This is a genomic window from Flavobacterium sp. GSB-24, from assembly GCF_027924665.1.
Lineage (GTDB): Bacteria > Bacteroidota > Bacteroidia > Flavobacteriales > Flavobacteriaceae > Flavobacterium.
The window spans coordinates 4,598,750-4,614,751 of record NZ_AP027043.1 but is presented as its reverse complement, the minus strand read 5'-3'; the positions used below and the strand labels follow the sequence as shown (position 1 = coordinate 4,614,751).

Below are 16,002 nucleotides of genomic sequence, written 5' to 3'. Positions count from 1 at the left end.
TATGTTTGCAGGAAAAAAAGGAAGCGTTTTTACACTCGTAGGATTATATATCTTAACCATTCCTTTTTTTAATGGATTGAATGTCACCACTTACGACAATTCTCAAGTTTTAGGACATTTTGGTGCATCGACTACTGTTTTTACCTATTCTATATATATTCCAATTTTTGTCATGCTGGCTTTTATGCCTTTAGGATTAAAATTGGGCAAGCAGATTAAGGTGCGGACAATGATTTTGTCAGCTGCATTTTTATCCATTATATTCAATACTGCTTCCTTATTTGCTCCAAGTATAGAATGGTTTACCTTTTGGCGTTCGCTTTTAGGAATTGTTTCTGTAATTGGAATTTTTGCTTCAATGGTGCCAATTTTATTAAAATACAATCCAGCTTTTAATATGGCATTGCTGTACGGAATTCTGCAATTCATTCAAAAAGGCAGCCAGCATGTTTACCAATATTTAGGAGCACATTTTACTAGTTTTTATAATTGGACATTTGGCATATATTTTCTGAACGTCAATTTTTTAATCTGTATTCTTCTGGCGTGGTATTTTTACAAAGCAGATGTTGCTCCAATGAAAACCAAATTTCAATTTGACTGGCGCGGATGGATTATTATGATTTTATTTTTTACCGTAATTCTCTTTCTATGCGCGGAGGGGCAAAGCAGAAATTGGTTTAACGATCCTAAAATTAATTTAGCCGTAGCTTTATTATTGATTCTAATTGGCATTTACCTAATACATGTACGTTTTACAGATGATCCCATAATTGATCCCGATGTTTATCGTTTTAAAAATGTAATTATTGGAACTTTTTTAATGTTCTATATTGGTGTAATTAACGGAACAGGAAGTGTTGTAACAGGTTATATGACCAATATTTTAGGTTTTGATGCTGTTTCAGGAGCCAGAACACATTTAGCATTATTAATAGGATTATGTATTGCTATTCCTCTATCAACTTATCTTTTGTTTAAGAAAATTTACCTGGCTACTATTTGGATTATGGGATTTGCATGTTACGGATTTTACCATATCATTCTTTTTTTTCGGTTTTATCCCGGAATAGATTCTTCAGATTTTTTTCTTCCTTTAATTTTTAAAGGACTCGGAATTGGTTTTCTTTTCCCAATTTCTCTTCTTTATATTTCCGAAGGAGTTCCTCCAAAACTAAGCGCATCTAGAATGATGAGTGGTATTATTGCCCAAGCGGTTTTTGCAGGTTTATTAGGAAGTGCCATTTTAGCGACTTTTATCTCAGGTTTAAATATACAGCATAAAACAGGTCTTAACCAGCAATTAACAGAATTAAACCAAATGGCACAGAAGCAATTGGCTAATTCTAAAAGAAATTTTCTCTATATGGGATTATCCAAAGCGGAAGCGCAAAAAAAGGCTGAAAAAGCTCTCTCGAACAAAACTTCGCAAGCTTCCATATTATTAGCATATAAGGATATTTATCTTGTCATGTCGGCCGTTTGCTTTTTTCCTGTTTTAATTATTTTAATATTTAAACTTTGGCGAAGACCACTCAGAAGAGTAGATGTAGAACCAATACCAATCTAGCTGTCAATAACTTTAGCTAAAATTGAAATAAGTTTATGAAGACAAGAGTGGAATGATATGTAAAGTTTATTTTAATACAATAGATTTTATCTATAAAATAAAAAATATTTATTATTCAAACCAATGGAATTCTCTTTGTATAGTTTGTAATTTAGTAAAAATAAAAAAAAGCAATTATGGATAATCAATCGAATGACATCAGCAAATGCCCTTTTCATAATGGGAGCATGGATAAGGAAGCAGCAACAGGCACAAAAAATCGTGACTGGTGGCCAAAGCAGCTAAAAGTAAATATCCTGAGACAGAATTCAGCTTTATCAAATCCGATGGATAAGGATTTTAATTATGCTGAAGCATTTAAAACTCTTGATCTTGAGGCGGTAAAAAAAGATTTACATGAACTCATGACTGATTCACAAGATTGGTGGCCTGCAGATTTTGGTCACTATGGAGGTCTTTTTATCCGAATGGCGTGGCATAGCGCTGGAACTTACAGAGTACATGACGGACGCGGTGGAGCAGGAGCAGGACAACAGCGTTTTGCGCCGCTTAACAGCTGGCCAGATAACGTAAGCCTTGATAAAGCCAGAAGATTATTATGGCCGATAAAACAAAAGTATGGTCAAAAAATTTCTTGGGCAGATTTAATGATCTTAACTGGAAATGTTGCTTTGGAATCAATGGGCTTTAAAACATTTGGTTTTGCAGGAGGAAGAGCAGATGTATGGGAGCCAGATGAATCAGTTTATTGGGGTTCTGAAACTACATGGCTTGGAGGTGATGAACGTTATAAAGATGGTTCTGAAGGTGTGCCAAAAGATCATGGAGTTGTATCGTCAGATGATGATGCAGATGGTCATATTCACAGCAGAAATCTAGAAAAACCTCTTGCCGCTGTACAAATGGGGCTTATATATGTAAATCCGGAAGGTCCAGACGGAAATCCAGATCCGATTGCTGCGGCAAAAGATATTAGAGATACTTTTGGACGTATGGCAATGAATGATGAAGAAACAGTAGCATTAATTGCGGGAGGACATACTTTTGGTAAAACTCACGGTGCAGCTTCTTCTGACCACGTTGGTAAAGAACCAGAAGCAGCAGATTTAGGACTTCAAGGTTTTGGATGGAAAAATAGTTTTGGTTCAGGTAAAGGTCCTGATGCCATTACAAGTGGACTAGAAGTAACATGGACAACAACTCCAACACAATGGAGCAATAACTTCTTTGAAAATTTATTTGGTTTTGAATGGGAACTTTCTAAAAGTCCTGCAGGTGCGCACCAATGGGTAGCTAAAAATGCTCCAGAAATTATTCCTGATGCTTTTGATCCTAATAAAAAGCATTTGCCAACAATGCTTACTACTGATTTATCGCTGAGGTTAGATCCAGAATATGAAAAAATAGCACGACGCTTTTTAGAGAATCCAGATCAGTTTGCTGATGCTTTTTCACGTGCATGGTTTAAATTGACACATCGTGATATGGGACCACGTGCACGCTATCTAGGACCAGATGTTCCGCAGGAAGAATTATTGTGGCAGGATCCTATTCCAGAAGTAAATCATAAATTAATAGATGAGAATGATATTGCTCAGCTAAAAGAAAAAATACTAAATACCGGATTAAGCACATCTCAACTGGTTGCAACGGCATGGGCTTCGGCTTCTACTTTTAGGGGATCTGATAAACGTGGTGGTGCAAATGGAGCACGTATAAGACTACAGCCGCAAATTGACTGGGAGGTCAATAACCCAACGCAGCTTAGACAGGTTTTAAACCAATTAGAAACGATACGCGTAGAATTTGACAATGCTCAAATCGATGGAAAAAAAGTTTCACTGGCAGATTTAATAGTTTTAGCAGGTGCTGCAGCAGTAGAAAGAGCGGCGAAAGAGGCAGGAAGTACAGTTGTTGTACCTTTTACCCCAGGTCGTATGGATGCATCATCAGAACAAACAGATGTTGAATCATTTGGATATTTGGAGCCTAAAGTAGATGGTTTTAGAAATTATAGAAAAACTAAATCACCAGTTTCAACAGAAGAACTTCTTATTGATAAAGCAAATTTATTAACCCTTACAGCACCTGAGCTAACAGTACTTTTAGGAGGACTACGCGTGCTGGACATCAATACAGATGGTTCAAAAAATGGTGTATTTACACATCGTCCGGGAAAATTGACGAATGACTTCTTCATAAATCTGCTTGATATGAATACACAATGGCAGGCTGTTTCCAATGATAAAGAGCTGTACGCAGGAAACGATCGCGCAACAGGTCAGCCAAAATGGATTGGTACACGTGCAGATCTTGTTTTTGGTTCTAATTCAGAATTAAGAGCTGTAGCAGAAGTGTATGCAAGTACAGATGCACAAGAAAAATTTGTAAACGATTTTGTTGTAACATGGAATAAAGTAATGAATCTAGATAGATTCGATTTAGTTTAAAACAAAAATTAATTTTACAATTGCCCCCAAAAAGTTTGCTGCTTATTGGGGGCATTTTTTTATAAAAAAAATTAAACAGCTATGATTTAACCTTCCGTGCGCTTAGAGTCTTTAATTTTTTGTTAAGCACTTTTTTATCATTCAAACCTCAAAAAAAGCTTTTTTATAAGAGAAGGATTATTATAAAAGAGAGACCATTCTATTTTTTACTTCAAATACTTCATAACCTTATTTTACAGGTAACTTTAGTTTCAAATGTTAATAATATGTTTCGTTTTAAGACCGTTTTATTAATGTAAACGTAACCTTTTCGACCTACCCTCATCTTTAATTTTGAAGACATATAAAAAGAACCTAATACTTTGTATATGTCATTTTTAAAACAACAAGAACATTATCAACACGAAATCAGAAGAAATGCTGCAGACTGCATTTTTCATTTGATTATTCATGCCAAAATAATGTACAATGTATAAGAAGTTTACAGACGAAGAACTTGTCGAACTATTAAGAAACGGCAAAGACAAAGCTTTTGATGAACTCTATTTTAGATATCGAGACATACTTGTTCGATTTGTATACCTCAGAATGAAATCGGTAGCAATATCAGAAGAAATTGTTCAGGAAGTTTTTACTAGTATCTGGGAACGACGCAAGACAATTGTCATTCAAAAAAGTTTTGCGGCTTATATCTACACTTCGGTTCGTTATATGACATTAGATTATATAAAATCTCATACAGTTGCAGACCAATATGTACAAGAAGTTTTGGATAGAAATACTGTTTCGTACGGCAGTCATAATGCAACAGAAGATTCTATTTATTACGATGAACTGCAAAAAGCAGTTGATAAGGCAGCAATGTTACTTCCTAAAAAATCAAAAGAAGTTTTTATTCTAAGCAGAGTAAAACATTATACCAATAAAGAAATCGCTGAGGAACTGAATGTTTCAATAGAAACGGTAAAGTATCATATTACTTATGCGCTCAAATTTATGCGCACTTATTTGGGCGAGTTCAATTAAAAGTGAAATCAAAATTAAGACTTCATTTTTTTCTTAACAGAAGCGTAACCTTACGCGCCTACCGAAAATTACAATTCCAAAGACATATTATTAAAGACATAAAGAAATTATAATGCCTGATAAATTAAGACAAGAAATAAAACATTTTTTAGAAGGAAAGTATTCTCCAAAAGGACAAGAAATGTGGAATAAATGGTACGATCGTACTGATGATTTTTTTGAAAACATGGAAATGATACAGTCAGATCGTTCGAAACTAAAAAAAGAGTTACGTCAAATTAAGAAAACCAATAATGTTATTGCTCTTCAATATAAAAACTGGGCGGTTGCTGCCTCTTTGGTTTTTCTAATCGGATTATCAGTGTTTTTTTATCAGTCATCACATTCAATTGAAAACACACAATTAGCGGTAAAACTTGGCGAACATGCTCAAATAAAATTGAGTGACGGAACGCAGATATGGCTGAATGCCGGAAGTGTTTTAAAATATCCAAAAGAATTTAAAGGAGATACAAGAGAAGTATATCTCTCTGGTGAAGCTTTTTTTGATGTAGCCAAAGACAAAAAACATCCTTTTATCATTCACACCAATAAAATGGATACCAAAGTTCTCGGAACCAGTTTTAATGTACAGGCATATCCAGACCAAACAACCCAGGAAGTTTCAGTTTTAACTGGAAGAGTGAACGTGAAATCTACCGTTACAGAAGAGAATGTGTATGTAACTCCTGGCCAAAAAGTGGTATTTAAATCACACAACAATAAGCTTCAGGCTTTTAAAGATATTCCAGTGAATACAATTTCACTATGGCGAAAAAATATTATGGTTTTTGAAGATACGCCTCTGCCCGAAGTGGTTGCCACAATTAACCGCAATTATAATGTGGCTATCGAAATCAAAAATCAAAAATTAAATGCTTTAAAGATAAGCGCCTATTTTAAAGAACTGCCTGCCGATCAAGTAATTGGGTTGGTGTGTAATATCATCAATGCCGATTATAAAATGGATTCGGGTATTTATAAAATAGAGTAATTCTTCAGCACATTAAAAATAAACTACGTAGCATCCTAAATAAACAAAAACAATCAACTAAATCTAAAAATTATGAATGAAAAACAAATGCGGTATGCCGTAAATTGTCAGAGCTTAAAGACAATAGGAACAAAATTATTCCTGTTTATGGCTTTGTTTTTTGCGACGCTGACAGTAAACGCCGGGAATGTTGACATTAACAAAAGAGTAACTTTAAAAGTTGAAAATGAAAGTATAAAAAAAATTTTTCAAAAAATTGAAAATCAGGTCGATGTGCATTTTATGTACGAAAGCAGCCAAGTCAATACCAATCAAAAATTAAGTTTAAAATTGAGTAATGTAACGCTGGAACAAGCGTTGGACAGAATTTGCGGTGCAGCACTTCGATATGAAATTGTGAGCAATAATATCGTTATCAAAAAAAATCAAAAAGTAGCAGCGACAGATCAGAATAAAATAATTGTTTCAGGAACTGTTTTTGGAGGCGATGATAATATGCCGTTACCAGGAGTTGGAATCAAAGACAAAGGTTCTGATGCAGCTGCAGCTACAGATTTTGACGGAACGTTTAAAATGGAAATCAATGCAGCAGAAGCTACTCTTGTTTTTTCATACGTTGGTTATATTACACAAGAAGTAAAAGTTACCAGCACACAAACCATTACAGTAAAACTGGCAGCTGATGTAAAACAACTTCAGGAAGTGGTTGTTATGGGTTACGGAAGTGTAAAAAAGAACGAAGTTCTTGGCGCTGTAGGTTCTGTTTCTATGAAAGAAACTTCTAGCAGAACGTATAACAATGCTGCTGAATTACTGCAGGGAACGGTTGCTGGTGTTACGGTTATTAACGATGGAGGTGATCCAACATCTTCACCAACAATCAATATTCGTGGCATCGGATCTTTAAATGCTGAGACTCCGTTAATTGTTTTAGACGGAATTATTTATAGTGGTTCATTAAATACTTTAAATCCAAATGATATTGCTTCGATAAGTGTTTTAAAAGATGCGGCTTCTGCTGCAATTTATGGTGCGAGAGCTTCTGGAGGGGTAATTTTAATTACTTCTAAAAAAGGAATTTCAGATCGTATCAATGTAAATGTAAACTATCAGGGAGGGTTTCAAAATGTAGCGAAAAAATTAGAGGTTCTAAACGCTGCAGAATATGCTGATGCTATGAATCTGGCAAGAGATAACGCTGGATTACCAAGAATTCCTGCTTTTGACACTGCATTTGAACCAACAGCAAGAACTACAAAAACAAACTGGATGGATGAAATTTTCCGTACAGGAGAAATTCAAGATCTGTCTCTTTCTGTAAATGGAAAAACAGAAAAATCTAATTTCTTTCTTTCTGGAAGTTATAGAAAAAACGAAGGTATTTTGTTAAACACATACGGAGAACGTTATACAGTAAGAGCAAATTCATCTTTTAAATTGGCCGATAATTTCACAATTGGGGAAAATCTTTCATATTCCTTAACTGATGGTCAGACTGCTAATACTTCAAGTTCGTATACAGGAGCAATTCAAGCAGCGATTTTGTATCCGCCAAACGCGACGATTTACAGAGAAGATGGTTCTGGCCAATTTGGCGGTGTTCCTGAAAAATATATTGGCTCTTACGGAGACGTTATCAATCCAGTGGCATATTTAAAAAGATTAGATAACAAAAATCCAATTTCTACCATTTTGATCAATCCTTATGCAGAATGGGAAATTGTTCCAGGGTTAAAAGTAAAATCAAACTGGGGATATACCAGAATTCAGGATAATGCAACAGATTTCACAGTAAAAGTTACTGAGCCAGGAAAAATATTTGATTTCAATAGACTGACTCTAAAAAATATGACAATTACCGATTTATTGAGTGAGCAGACTATTTCTTATGAAAAATCATTCGGAAAACACAACCTTAAAGCTTTAGCCGGATATACGTATCAAGAAACTAAAAGAGATTTCTATACAGTTGAAGGAACTGGATTTGACAACGAAGATCCATCACAGCGCTATTTATTAAATGCAAAATTAATTCAACAGACAGGGGCAGGTTTATCAGATGAAATCATTTCTTCTTATGTAGGAAGATTAAATTATGACTTCAATCAAAAATATTTATTCTCAGGAATTGTGCGTCGTGACGGAACTTCAAAACTTTTGCAAGACAACCGCTGGAAAGTATATCCTTCTGTTTCTGCAGGTTGGTTAATTTCTGAAGAAAGTTTTATGAAAGGTCTTGAACCAATTGTAAGCAATTTAAAATTACGTGCAAGCTGGGGACAGATTGGAAATTTAGGAAACCTTGGACCATATCAGTTTAGTGTGCCATTATCACAAACTCAAGCTTTAATTGGAGCAACTCCATCTATTAATTATGGTTATGCAGAAAGCGAATTATCAAACCCTAATTTAAAATGGGAAAGCTCTGAGCAGACTAATATTGGTTTAGATTTTACAATGCTAAATAATAGTTTAGTTGGATCTGTCGATGCTTATGTGAAAAAAAATAAAGACATGCTGGTTCGTGACCAATTACCTGGTGTTTCTGGAACGCCGCAAGGAAGAATTGTAAACTCTGGAGATGTTGAAAATAAAGGTATTGAGGTTAGTTTAACGTATCAAAAAACAAAAGGCGAATTTAAGTTTGACGTTACAGCAAACGCTGGATTCTTAACCAATAAAATTGTTTCTATTAAAGACGATTTGACTTCGCTTGAACCCTTAAACTTAAGCAGAGTTCGTAGTTTACCTTTAGCAAATATCTATCAAGTTGGAAGTCCTGTTGGTGCTTTCTACGGATATGAAACAGACGGATTATTTCAAAGTGATGCAGAAGCAAAAGCGTATGTAAACAAAAATGGTGTGGCCTATCAGCCAAATGCTGTTGCGGGAGATATTAGATTTAAAGATGAAAACGGCGATGGTGTTATCAATAACAGCGATAGAGTAGTATTAGGAAGTCCTTTTCCAAAAACAACTTACAGTTTGAATGCTAATTTTAGGTACAAAGGATTCGATATGAATATCTTTTTTAACGGTGCTGCCGGAAATAGTGTTTTCAACGCTGTAAAACATACAGGTTTAAATGCTTCTTTCCCAGGATATAACTTATTGGCAGAGTCTAAAGATGCTTGGTCTCCAACCAATACAAACACCAATGTTCCGGTTCTATCTTCAACAGACAACAATAATAACTTCGGACGTATCTCTGATCTTTATATCGAAGATGCTTCTTTCTTGAGATTGAAAAACGTGTCGATTGGTTATACCGTAAAAGAAAGCTGGCTGAACGGAAAAGCAAAACTTAGATTCTTTATTTCTGGACAGAACTTATTTACAATTACTAAATATTCTGGAATGGATCCTGAAGTTGGTCTTAAAAACTTCGGAATGGATTTAGGTAAATATCCACTTTCACGTATTTACATGACAGGTGTTAATGCAACTTTTTAAAAAATAAAAAACAATTAAAATGAAAAAAATAAGTCTTTTATTATTGAGTTTTGTGCTTTTAATGGGCACTTCGGCTTGTGAAAGTGAACTTGATGTTGTACCACAGGGAGCTCCTTCAAGCGGAAATTTCTGGAAAACTCCAGCAGATGCAAAAGCAGGAGTAAACGCAATATATGCTTTATATTCTGATGATAATATGTATGGCCGTGGTTTTTTCTGGCTGAATAATGCAAGTGATGATATCGGAACAAAACCAAGACAAAACGCAGAGCGTATCAAAAATTTTATTGTTGACGGAGCAGAATCGGATACAAAAGATATTTGGAGAATTCACTATGAAATTATGAAACGCTGTAACGATGTAATTCGTAATGTGCCAAATATTCCTTTGGATGAAAGTACAAGAAACGGAATGCTGGGAGAAGCTTATTTTAATCATGCCGTAATGCATTTAGAATTAGCATACCATTATGGAGACGATCGTGCAGGAATTCCAATTCAGGACAGAGAAAACCCAACAAATGTGTATGTGCCTCGTGCTAAAAATGTTGCAGAAAACTACGCTTACATTGCTGCAGATTTAATTAAAGCGGCCGATTTATTACCTTACTTTGACCAGCTTACACCAGACAATTACGGACGCGCTCACAAAACTGCTGCATGGGCTTATTTAGTTCGTACGTATTTGTATGCAAAAGATTGGGACAACGCTATAAAATATGCCAACATGATTGTGGCAAGCGGAAAACACAAATTATTAGACAATTTTGAGGATGTATTTAAAATTAGCAATAACTGGTCATCAGAATATATTTGGTCTGTTACTTCAAGTGCAGAAAATACTTCTTTAGGATCTATTTTTCCTGGAGTTTGTTTAGAAGATAAAGGATGGGGAGTTTACAACGGATGGGGAAATTTCTATCCAACAAAAGAATTGTTTGATACTTATGTTCCAAACGATAAAAGACGCAGTGCTACGATTTTACAAAAAGGAGATAAATTCATGTATTTTGGAGAATTGGTAACTTTTAATGAAGGAAATCACGTAGTAAGTTCAAGTAACAGAACCGGTTATCAGTTTAAAAAATACATGGAGCCATTTAGTTATCCAAAAACAACATCTGGCGGAGTTGATATTCGTTACGTAAATGCAAACGGGGACAAACCTTCGACAGCTTTAAACGTACCTCTTTTACGTTATGCAGACGTAATTTTGATGTTAGCGGAAGCGAAATTAATGAAAGGGCAGAATGCAGATACAGAAATCAATATGATTCGCCACCGCGCAGGTCTTACAGATCTTTCTGGAGCTACTTTAATTGATTTAAAAAGAGAAAGACGCTGCGAGTTAGCAGGTGAGTGGACAGACCGTCACTTTGATTTAGTGCGTTGGGGAGATGCAAAAGAAACATATGCCAAACCATTGCACCATTATGATGGAAGTGTAATTTATCCAGCTCGTAATTTTAATCCAGCTATACACCATGTTTGGCCAATACCGCCAGATGAAATCGCAGTAAGCAAAGGAGCTTTGACTCAAAACCAAGGCTGGTAATCAATAATTTCATTGTGTTTTTTTAGTTTTTTTACGCTGCAGTTTTTTTTGTCGGGAGGCTGCGGCCGTAAAAAATTAATAAAACCATTTTTTATTTTCATACAATTCAAAAAGTAACCTACAACTTTTTGTTATTTAATTTATTTTCGATGAAAAAAATAATCACCCTTTTTTGCCTTCAGTTTTTCCTTTTCGCACAGGCGCAGGAATACAGTTCTTCTAATATTCATTCTCATAATGATTACGAGAGTAAATTACCATTTTATGGCGCTTATTCTAATGAAACCGGTGTTATTGAAGCCGATGTTTTTTTGGTGAATAACGAATTGTTTGTAGCCCACACTTCAAAAGAAATTGTCGCTCACAACACGCTTAAAAGCATGTATTTGGAACCGCTTTCTTCTAAATTAAAAACTTTAGAAGGAAAAGCGTACCCAAGCGGCAAACCTTTAATTTTAATGATTGATATTAAGTCTGATGCCGATTCGACTTTGAAAGTTATTGCACAGCAGTTAAAGACTTTTCCAGATATTATTTCGAATAAAAATATAAAAGTGGTCATTTCTGGCAATAGACCTTTACCTTCAAAATGGAATGAATATCCAGATTTTATTTATTTTGACGGAAGATTAAACGAAAATTACACGCCAGATCAATTAGCGCGTGTAGAAATGATCAGCGAAGATTTAAAAGAAATCACCGTTTGGAACGGAAAAGGAGTTCTAACGCAGGCAGATTCTGAAAAAATTCAAGCTATTATCAAGAAAGTTCACGATCAAAATAAAAAAGTAAGATTCTGGGCAACGCAGGACAACGTAAATACTTATATGACTTTGATGAATTTAAAAGTTGATTTTATCGGAACAGATAAAGTTACTGAGCTGACGCAGTTCATTAATAGCATTAAAACGACATTTTACCAAAACACAGAATTTCATCAAGCTTACGTTCCTAAAAATGCATTTAAAAGTAAACGTCCTAAAAACGTTATTCTTTTAATTGGCGACGGAATGGGATTAACTCAAATATATTCTAGTTACACCGCAAACAAAGGACAATTGAGTTTGTTTAACATTCCAACTCAAGGATTTTCTATCACCAAAGCTTCAGATAGTTACATTACAGATTCTGCTGCTGGAGCAACTGCAATGGCAACTGGACATAAAACCAATAATCGTTTTATTAGTGTTGACGAACAAGGAAAACCGTTGGAATTGATTACACAGCAATTGATTAAGAAAAACTATAAAACGGCAATTATTTCAGCAGGAAATATTACAGATGCTACGCCGGCGGCTTTTTATGCACATCAGCCGGAAAGAAGTTTGAGCGAACCAATCGCAAATGATTTCCTGGCAAATCCTTCTGATATTTTAATTGGCGGAGGTCAAAATGAATTTAAATCCAGAAAAGACGGTAAAGATTTGTCTAAAGTTTTAATCGAAAAAGGATATACATTTTCAGATAGTTTTGCCAGTTTAGATACCATCAAAAACAATCGATTTGTAGTTTTAGAAGATAAAGCTGTTGTTTCTATGAAAAATGGGAGAGGAGATTTTCTAACTAAATCTTTAGCGAAAGCAACAAGCACTTTTTCAAAAACTAAAAATCCATTTTTTATCATGGCAGAAGGTGCGCAGATTGATTACGGCGGGCACCAAAATAATGTTGAATATGTTGTTCGTGAAATGCTGGATTTTGATAAATTAGTTGGACAAGCAATGGAATTTGTAGATAAAAATCCAGAAACTTTATTAGTCGTAACCGCAGATCACGAGACAGGTGGATTATCATTGATTGATGGAAGTATCGAGAAAGGTTACGTTCACGGAAGTTTCAGCACAAATGATCATACCGCAGTTCCAGTTCCAGTTTTTGCTTATGGACCAGGAGCAGATAAATTTATGGGAGTTTATCAAAACACATCGATTTATCATAAGATAATGGAATTACTTTCTGCTAAATAAGATTTTTTTATTGAGATATAAAAGGGCGGTTGATTTTCTTCAAACGCCCTTTTTTAATGAATGACCGAACAAAAAAGGCTGCCCAGAGAGGACAACCTTTAATGACTAATAAAATAAAAATGTATCCTAAAGTTTTACTTTCCTGATTCGATTTCAGGGCTCATAATAACTTCGACACTGCTAGAACTATCCAAAACGTGCTTACTAAACTGCTGAATAGTTTTTTGATTAATTTTAGAAATTAAATTTTTATATTCCTCATCCGTCGAAAACGGAATCTGATTTAATGTGCTGTTATAAATTGTTGTATTCCAGAAAGAATTGGTTTTAAGCGATTCTTCTCGGTTTTTTAACAAAGCTTTTTTAATACCTTCCAAATCATTTGCATTGACTGGATTTGATTTTAAGTCGTTTATTTCTTTCCAGACAATCTGCATTAATTTTTCCTGTTTGTCAGGATTACAGTCAAAAGTGAGAGCCAGACTGAAAGTTGGTTTAGGAATCAATTCCAGATTTCCTCCAACGTTTACACCGTAACTGCCGCCTTCTTCTTCACGAATGGTCTGCAAGAATCGTTTTGATAACAGTTCTCCGATGATATACATTGTCAAGGCATTTTCTTTACTGTATTCTGTTTTTCCGGTTAAGTTTAAATAAACGGTTGCTTTTGCAACTTCCATAGGACGTTTGAAATGAACTTGGGTCTTTCCTTTTTTAGGCTCAATATTATGGTCCACATAATTTTCCTTTAAGGCTGGATTGGAGTTGATATTTCCGATGTATTTCTGAATTAATCCTAATGCGGAATCTGGAATGTTTCCAACAAAAATAAAAGTAAAATCACCGGCATTTTTAATTCTGTCACGGTAAATGTTTTCGGCTTTTTTCAGATCAATAGATTCAAGAAATTTTTCATTGAAAATAAAAGTACGGGCATTATGATTTGAATTTGCTAAATCAATAGAATCTTTAAAGACACTTTCATTATCTTTTTTAATAGTTTCCAGTCGGTTTTTATATTGGTCTTTTAGGATATTGAAAATATTTGGATCAAAACGCGGCGACTCAAAAGAAAGATAAACCATTTGCAGCATAGTTTCGAAATCGGCTTTATTTGAACTTCCTTGGAATCCCTGTGTATTTTGACCAATAAACGGTGCGGCCTGCGCAACTTTTCCGGTCAGTTTTTCTTTTAGACCAATATTATCAAAATTACCCAGACCTGAAGATCTTGCAATTGTTGTTGCAATTTCAGCAGAAGCGAGATCTTCTGTCTTAATTAAAGATTTACCTCCTTTTGAAAATGCCGAGAAAATAATCTGATCTTGTGAATAGTTTGTTGGAAGTACAATTATTTTAGCTTCATTTTCTAAAATATAACCTTTTGCGTCCTTAACTCCAGCTATTTCAAATGTTTTTTTAATTGCAGCAGGTTTTAGTTCCTTATCAATTAACGGCGCGTTGTTTTCTTTTTTAGTGTAAGGTTCCAAAGTCATGTTTTCGACTTTTTTCATTACGCTTACAACAGCTTCTTTTGTTGGGAAATCATTTTTATCCTGATCTGAACCAGTAACTAAAACCACTTGGTTTGTTGGTTTTTGAATGGTTTTCGCATAAGCATTCAATTCCTCTAAAGAGATACTTTTTATAATCCCAACAATTAATTTATAATCATCTTCAGGGGAAAGGAATGGCTTAGCTTTTAAGAAATAATTGGTCAGTTTATCTGCCCAGCTGTCGTTGTCAACTTTATCTTTATTGTTTATAAAATCATCATAAGAGCTTATGAAAATCTTTTTAGTTCGATCTAATTCTATTTGAGAAACACCAAAACGCTTTAGGCGCTCTGTCTCTGTATAAGCTTCTTCAAATGCCTGGATTATTTTTCCTTTTTTGGCTAAAGCCGAAATATTAAACGATGTATTTAATCTTGAAATAGGTTCAAAATAGGTTTTTAAGTTTAAAGCACCACTTTGATTTTTTAAAAGCAATTCTTTGAAACGATTATTTAAAATGCTGGTATAAAATGAGTTCATTACGTTTTTACGCGTAACGATGCTGTCTTTTAATAAAGGCTCGTCTAAGACATATTGAAGTGTAATGGAAGAAGAAGATGCTTCTTTGTCTGACGCCGTGCCAAAATACAATTCATCGTGTTTTGGAATATTAAAGTAGGGGCGGGGAACTGCTTTTTTTGCCAGTGGAATTCCTGAAAAAAATGTCTTCACTTTTTGTTCCATTGCTTTTACATCAATATCACCAACAATGATTACAGCTTGTAAATCTGGGCGGTACCATTTTTTATAATAGTTTCTCAGTTCAGGATATTTGAAATTGTTGATGATATTTAAATCGCCAATAACATCTCTTTTACTGTATTGCGAACCTTTGTATAAAACGGGATCTGTCTGCATTTTTAAACGAAAATCACTTGTTCTTCTGGTTCTCCATTCTTCTCTGATTACACCTCTTTCAGCATCGATTTCGGCATCAGTTAAAGACAGCGATCCTGACCAGTCATGCAGCACCCAAAGTGTAGAATCGATTAGTTTTTCGTTGCTGACAGGAACTGTGCTGATATTATACACTGTTTCATCCTGAGCAGTATAAGCGTTGATGTCTTTACCAAAACTTACTCCGTTCTTCTCTAACATTTTAATGATCCCTTTTCCTTTAAAATGTTCTGTTCCGTTAAATGCCATGTGTTCCAGAAAATGCGCCAATCCGTTTTGATTGTCGTCTTCTAGAATGGCACCTACATTTTGAACAAAGTAAAAACTGGCTCTGTCTTTTGGTTCTTCGTTGTGGAGAATATAATATGTCAGCCCATTTTTTAATTTTCCGGTTGTCACATTTTTATCCAGCGGAATGTTGGTTTTGAATTGGGAAAATGCGCCTTGAAAAGACAAGGCGAGAATACCAATGATGATATTTTTTTTAGTGTTCAT

Annotated in this window: 8 protein-coding genes; 7 read left to right on the top strand and 1 reads right to left on the bottom strand. The window is 34.8% G+C overall.

The features are described from left to right. Position 1 precedes the first annotated feature (1 nt). The 7 genes from QMG60_RS19400 (at position 2) to QMG60_RS19370 (ending at position 13,054) form a co-directional block, all read left to right on the top strand. Positions 2 to 1,570 carry an MFS transporter gene (locus QMG60_RS19400; protein ID WP_281866113.1) on the top strand — a complete coding sequence of 523 codons (1,569 nt, stop codon included), beginning with the start codon at positions 2 to 4 and terminating at the stop codon, positions 1,568 to 1,570. A gap of 176 nt (positions 1,571 to 1,746) precedes the next feature. After that, positions 1,747 to 4,020, top strand: coding sequence for a catalase/peroxidase HPI (gene katG / locus QMG60_RS19395; RefSeq protein ID WP_281866112.1), 2,274 nt, complete (start codon positions 1,747 to 1,749; stop codon positions 4,018 to 4,020). Positions 4,021 to 4,488: 468 nt separating this feature from the next. Further along, positions 4,489 to 5,046: an RNA polymerase sigma-70 factor gene (locus QMG60_RS19390; RefSeq protein ID WP_057116401.1), complete on the top strand. Its 558-nt coding sequence runs from the start codon at positions 4,489 to 4,491 to the stop codon at positions 5,044 to 5,046. Between the two features lie 112 nt (positions 5,047 to 5,158). After that, positions 5,159 to 6,079, top strand: a complete 921-nt coding sequence (locus QMG60_RS19385; protein WP_057116400.1) for a FecR domain-containing protein — start codon at positions 5,159 to 5,161, stop codon at positions 6,077 to 6,079. Between the two features lie 72 nt (positions 6,080 to 6,151). Next, entirely contained in the window at positions 6,152 to 9,532 is a 3,381-nt protein-coding gene (locus tag QMG60_RS19380) for a SusC/RagA family TonB-linked outer membrane protein (RefSeq protein ID WP_281866111.1), read from the top strand. A gap of 19 nt (positions 9,533 to 9,551) precedes the next feature. After that, on the top strand, positions 9,552 to 11,087 hold the full coding sequence (locus QMG60_RS19375; RefSeq protein ID WP_281866110.1) for a RagB/SusD family nutrient uptake outer membrane protein: 1,536 nt from the start codon (positions 9,552 to 9,554) through the stop codon (positions 11,085 to 11,087). 149 nt (positions 11,088 to 11,236) lie between these two features. Further along, positions 11,237 to 13,054, top strand: a complete 1,818-nt coding sequence (locus tag QMG60_RS19370) for an alkaline phosphatase (RefSeq protein ID WP_281866109.1) — start codon at positions 11,237 to 11,239, stop codon at positions 13,052 to 13,054. Positions 13,055 to 13,188: 134 nt separating this feature from the next. Here QMG60_RS19370 and QMG60_RS19365 read toward each other — a convergent pair whose 3' ends face one another. After that, positions 13,189 to 16,002, bottom strand: a complete 2,814-nt coding sequence (locus QMG60_RS19365) for a M16 family metallopeptidase (RefSeq protein ID WP_281866108.1) — start codon at positions 16,000 to 16,002, stop codon at positions 13,189 to 13,191.

Excerpts from the sequence above, each read along its gene's own strand:
- QMG60_RS19370 (WP_281866109.1), top strand. The coding sequence starts at position 11,237 with ATGAAAAAAATAATCACCCTTTTTTGCCTTCAGTTTTTCCTTTTCGCA.
- QMG60_RS19385 (WP_057116400.1), top strand. The coding sequence starts at position 5,159 with ATGCCTGATAAATTAAGACAAGAAATAAAACATTTTTTAGAAGGAAAG.
- QMG60_RS19365 (WP_281866108.1), bottom strand. The coding sequence starts at position 16,002 with ATGAACACTAAAAAAAATATCATCATTGGTATTCTCGCCTTGTCTTTT.
- QMG60_RS19375 (WP_281866110.1), top strand. The coding sequence starts at position 9,552 with ATGAAAAAAATAAGTCTTTTATTATTGAGTTTTGTGCTTTTAATGGGC.
- QMG60_RS19380 (WP_281866111.1), top strand. The coding sequence starts at position 6,152 with ATGAATGAAAAACAAATGCGGTATGCCGTAAATTGTCAGAGCTTAAAG.
- QMG60_RS19390 (WP_057116401.1), top strand. The coding sequence starts at position 4,489 with ATGTATAAGAAGTTTACAGACGAAGAACTTGTCGAACTATTAAGAAAC.
- katG (WP_281866112.1), top strand. The coding sequence starts at position 1,747 with ATGGATAATCAATCGAATGACATCAGCAAATGCCCTTTTCATAATGGG.
- QMG60_RS19400 (WP_281866113.1), top strand. The coding sequence starts at position 2 with ATGTTTGCAGGAAAAAAAGGAAGCGTTTTTACACTCGTAGGATTATAT.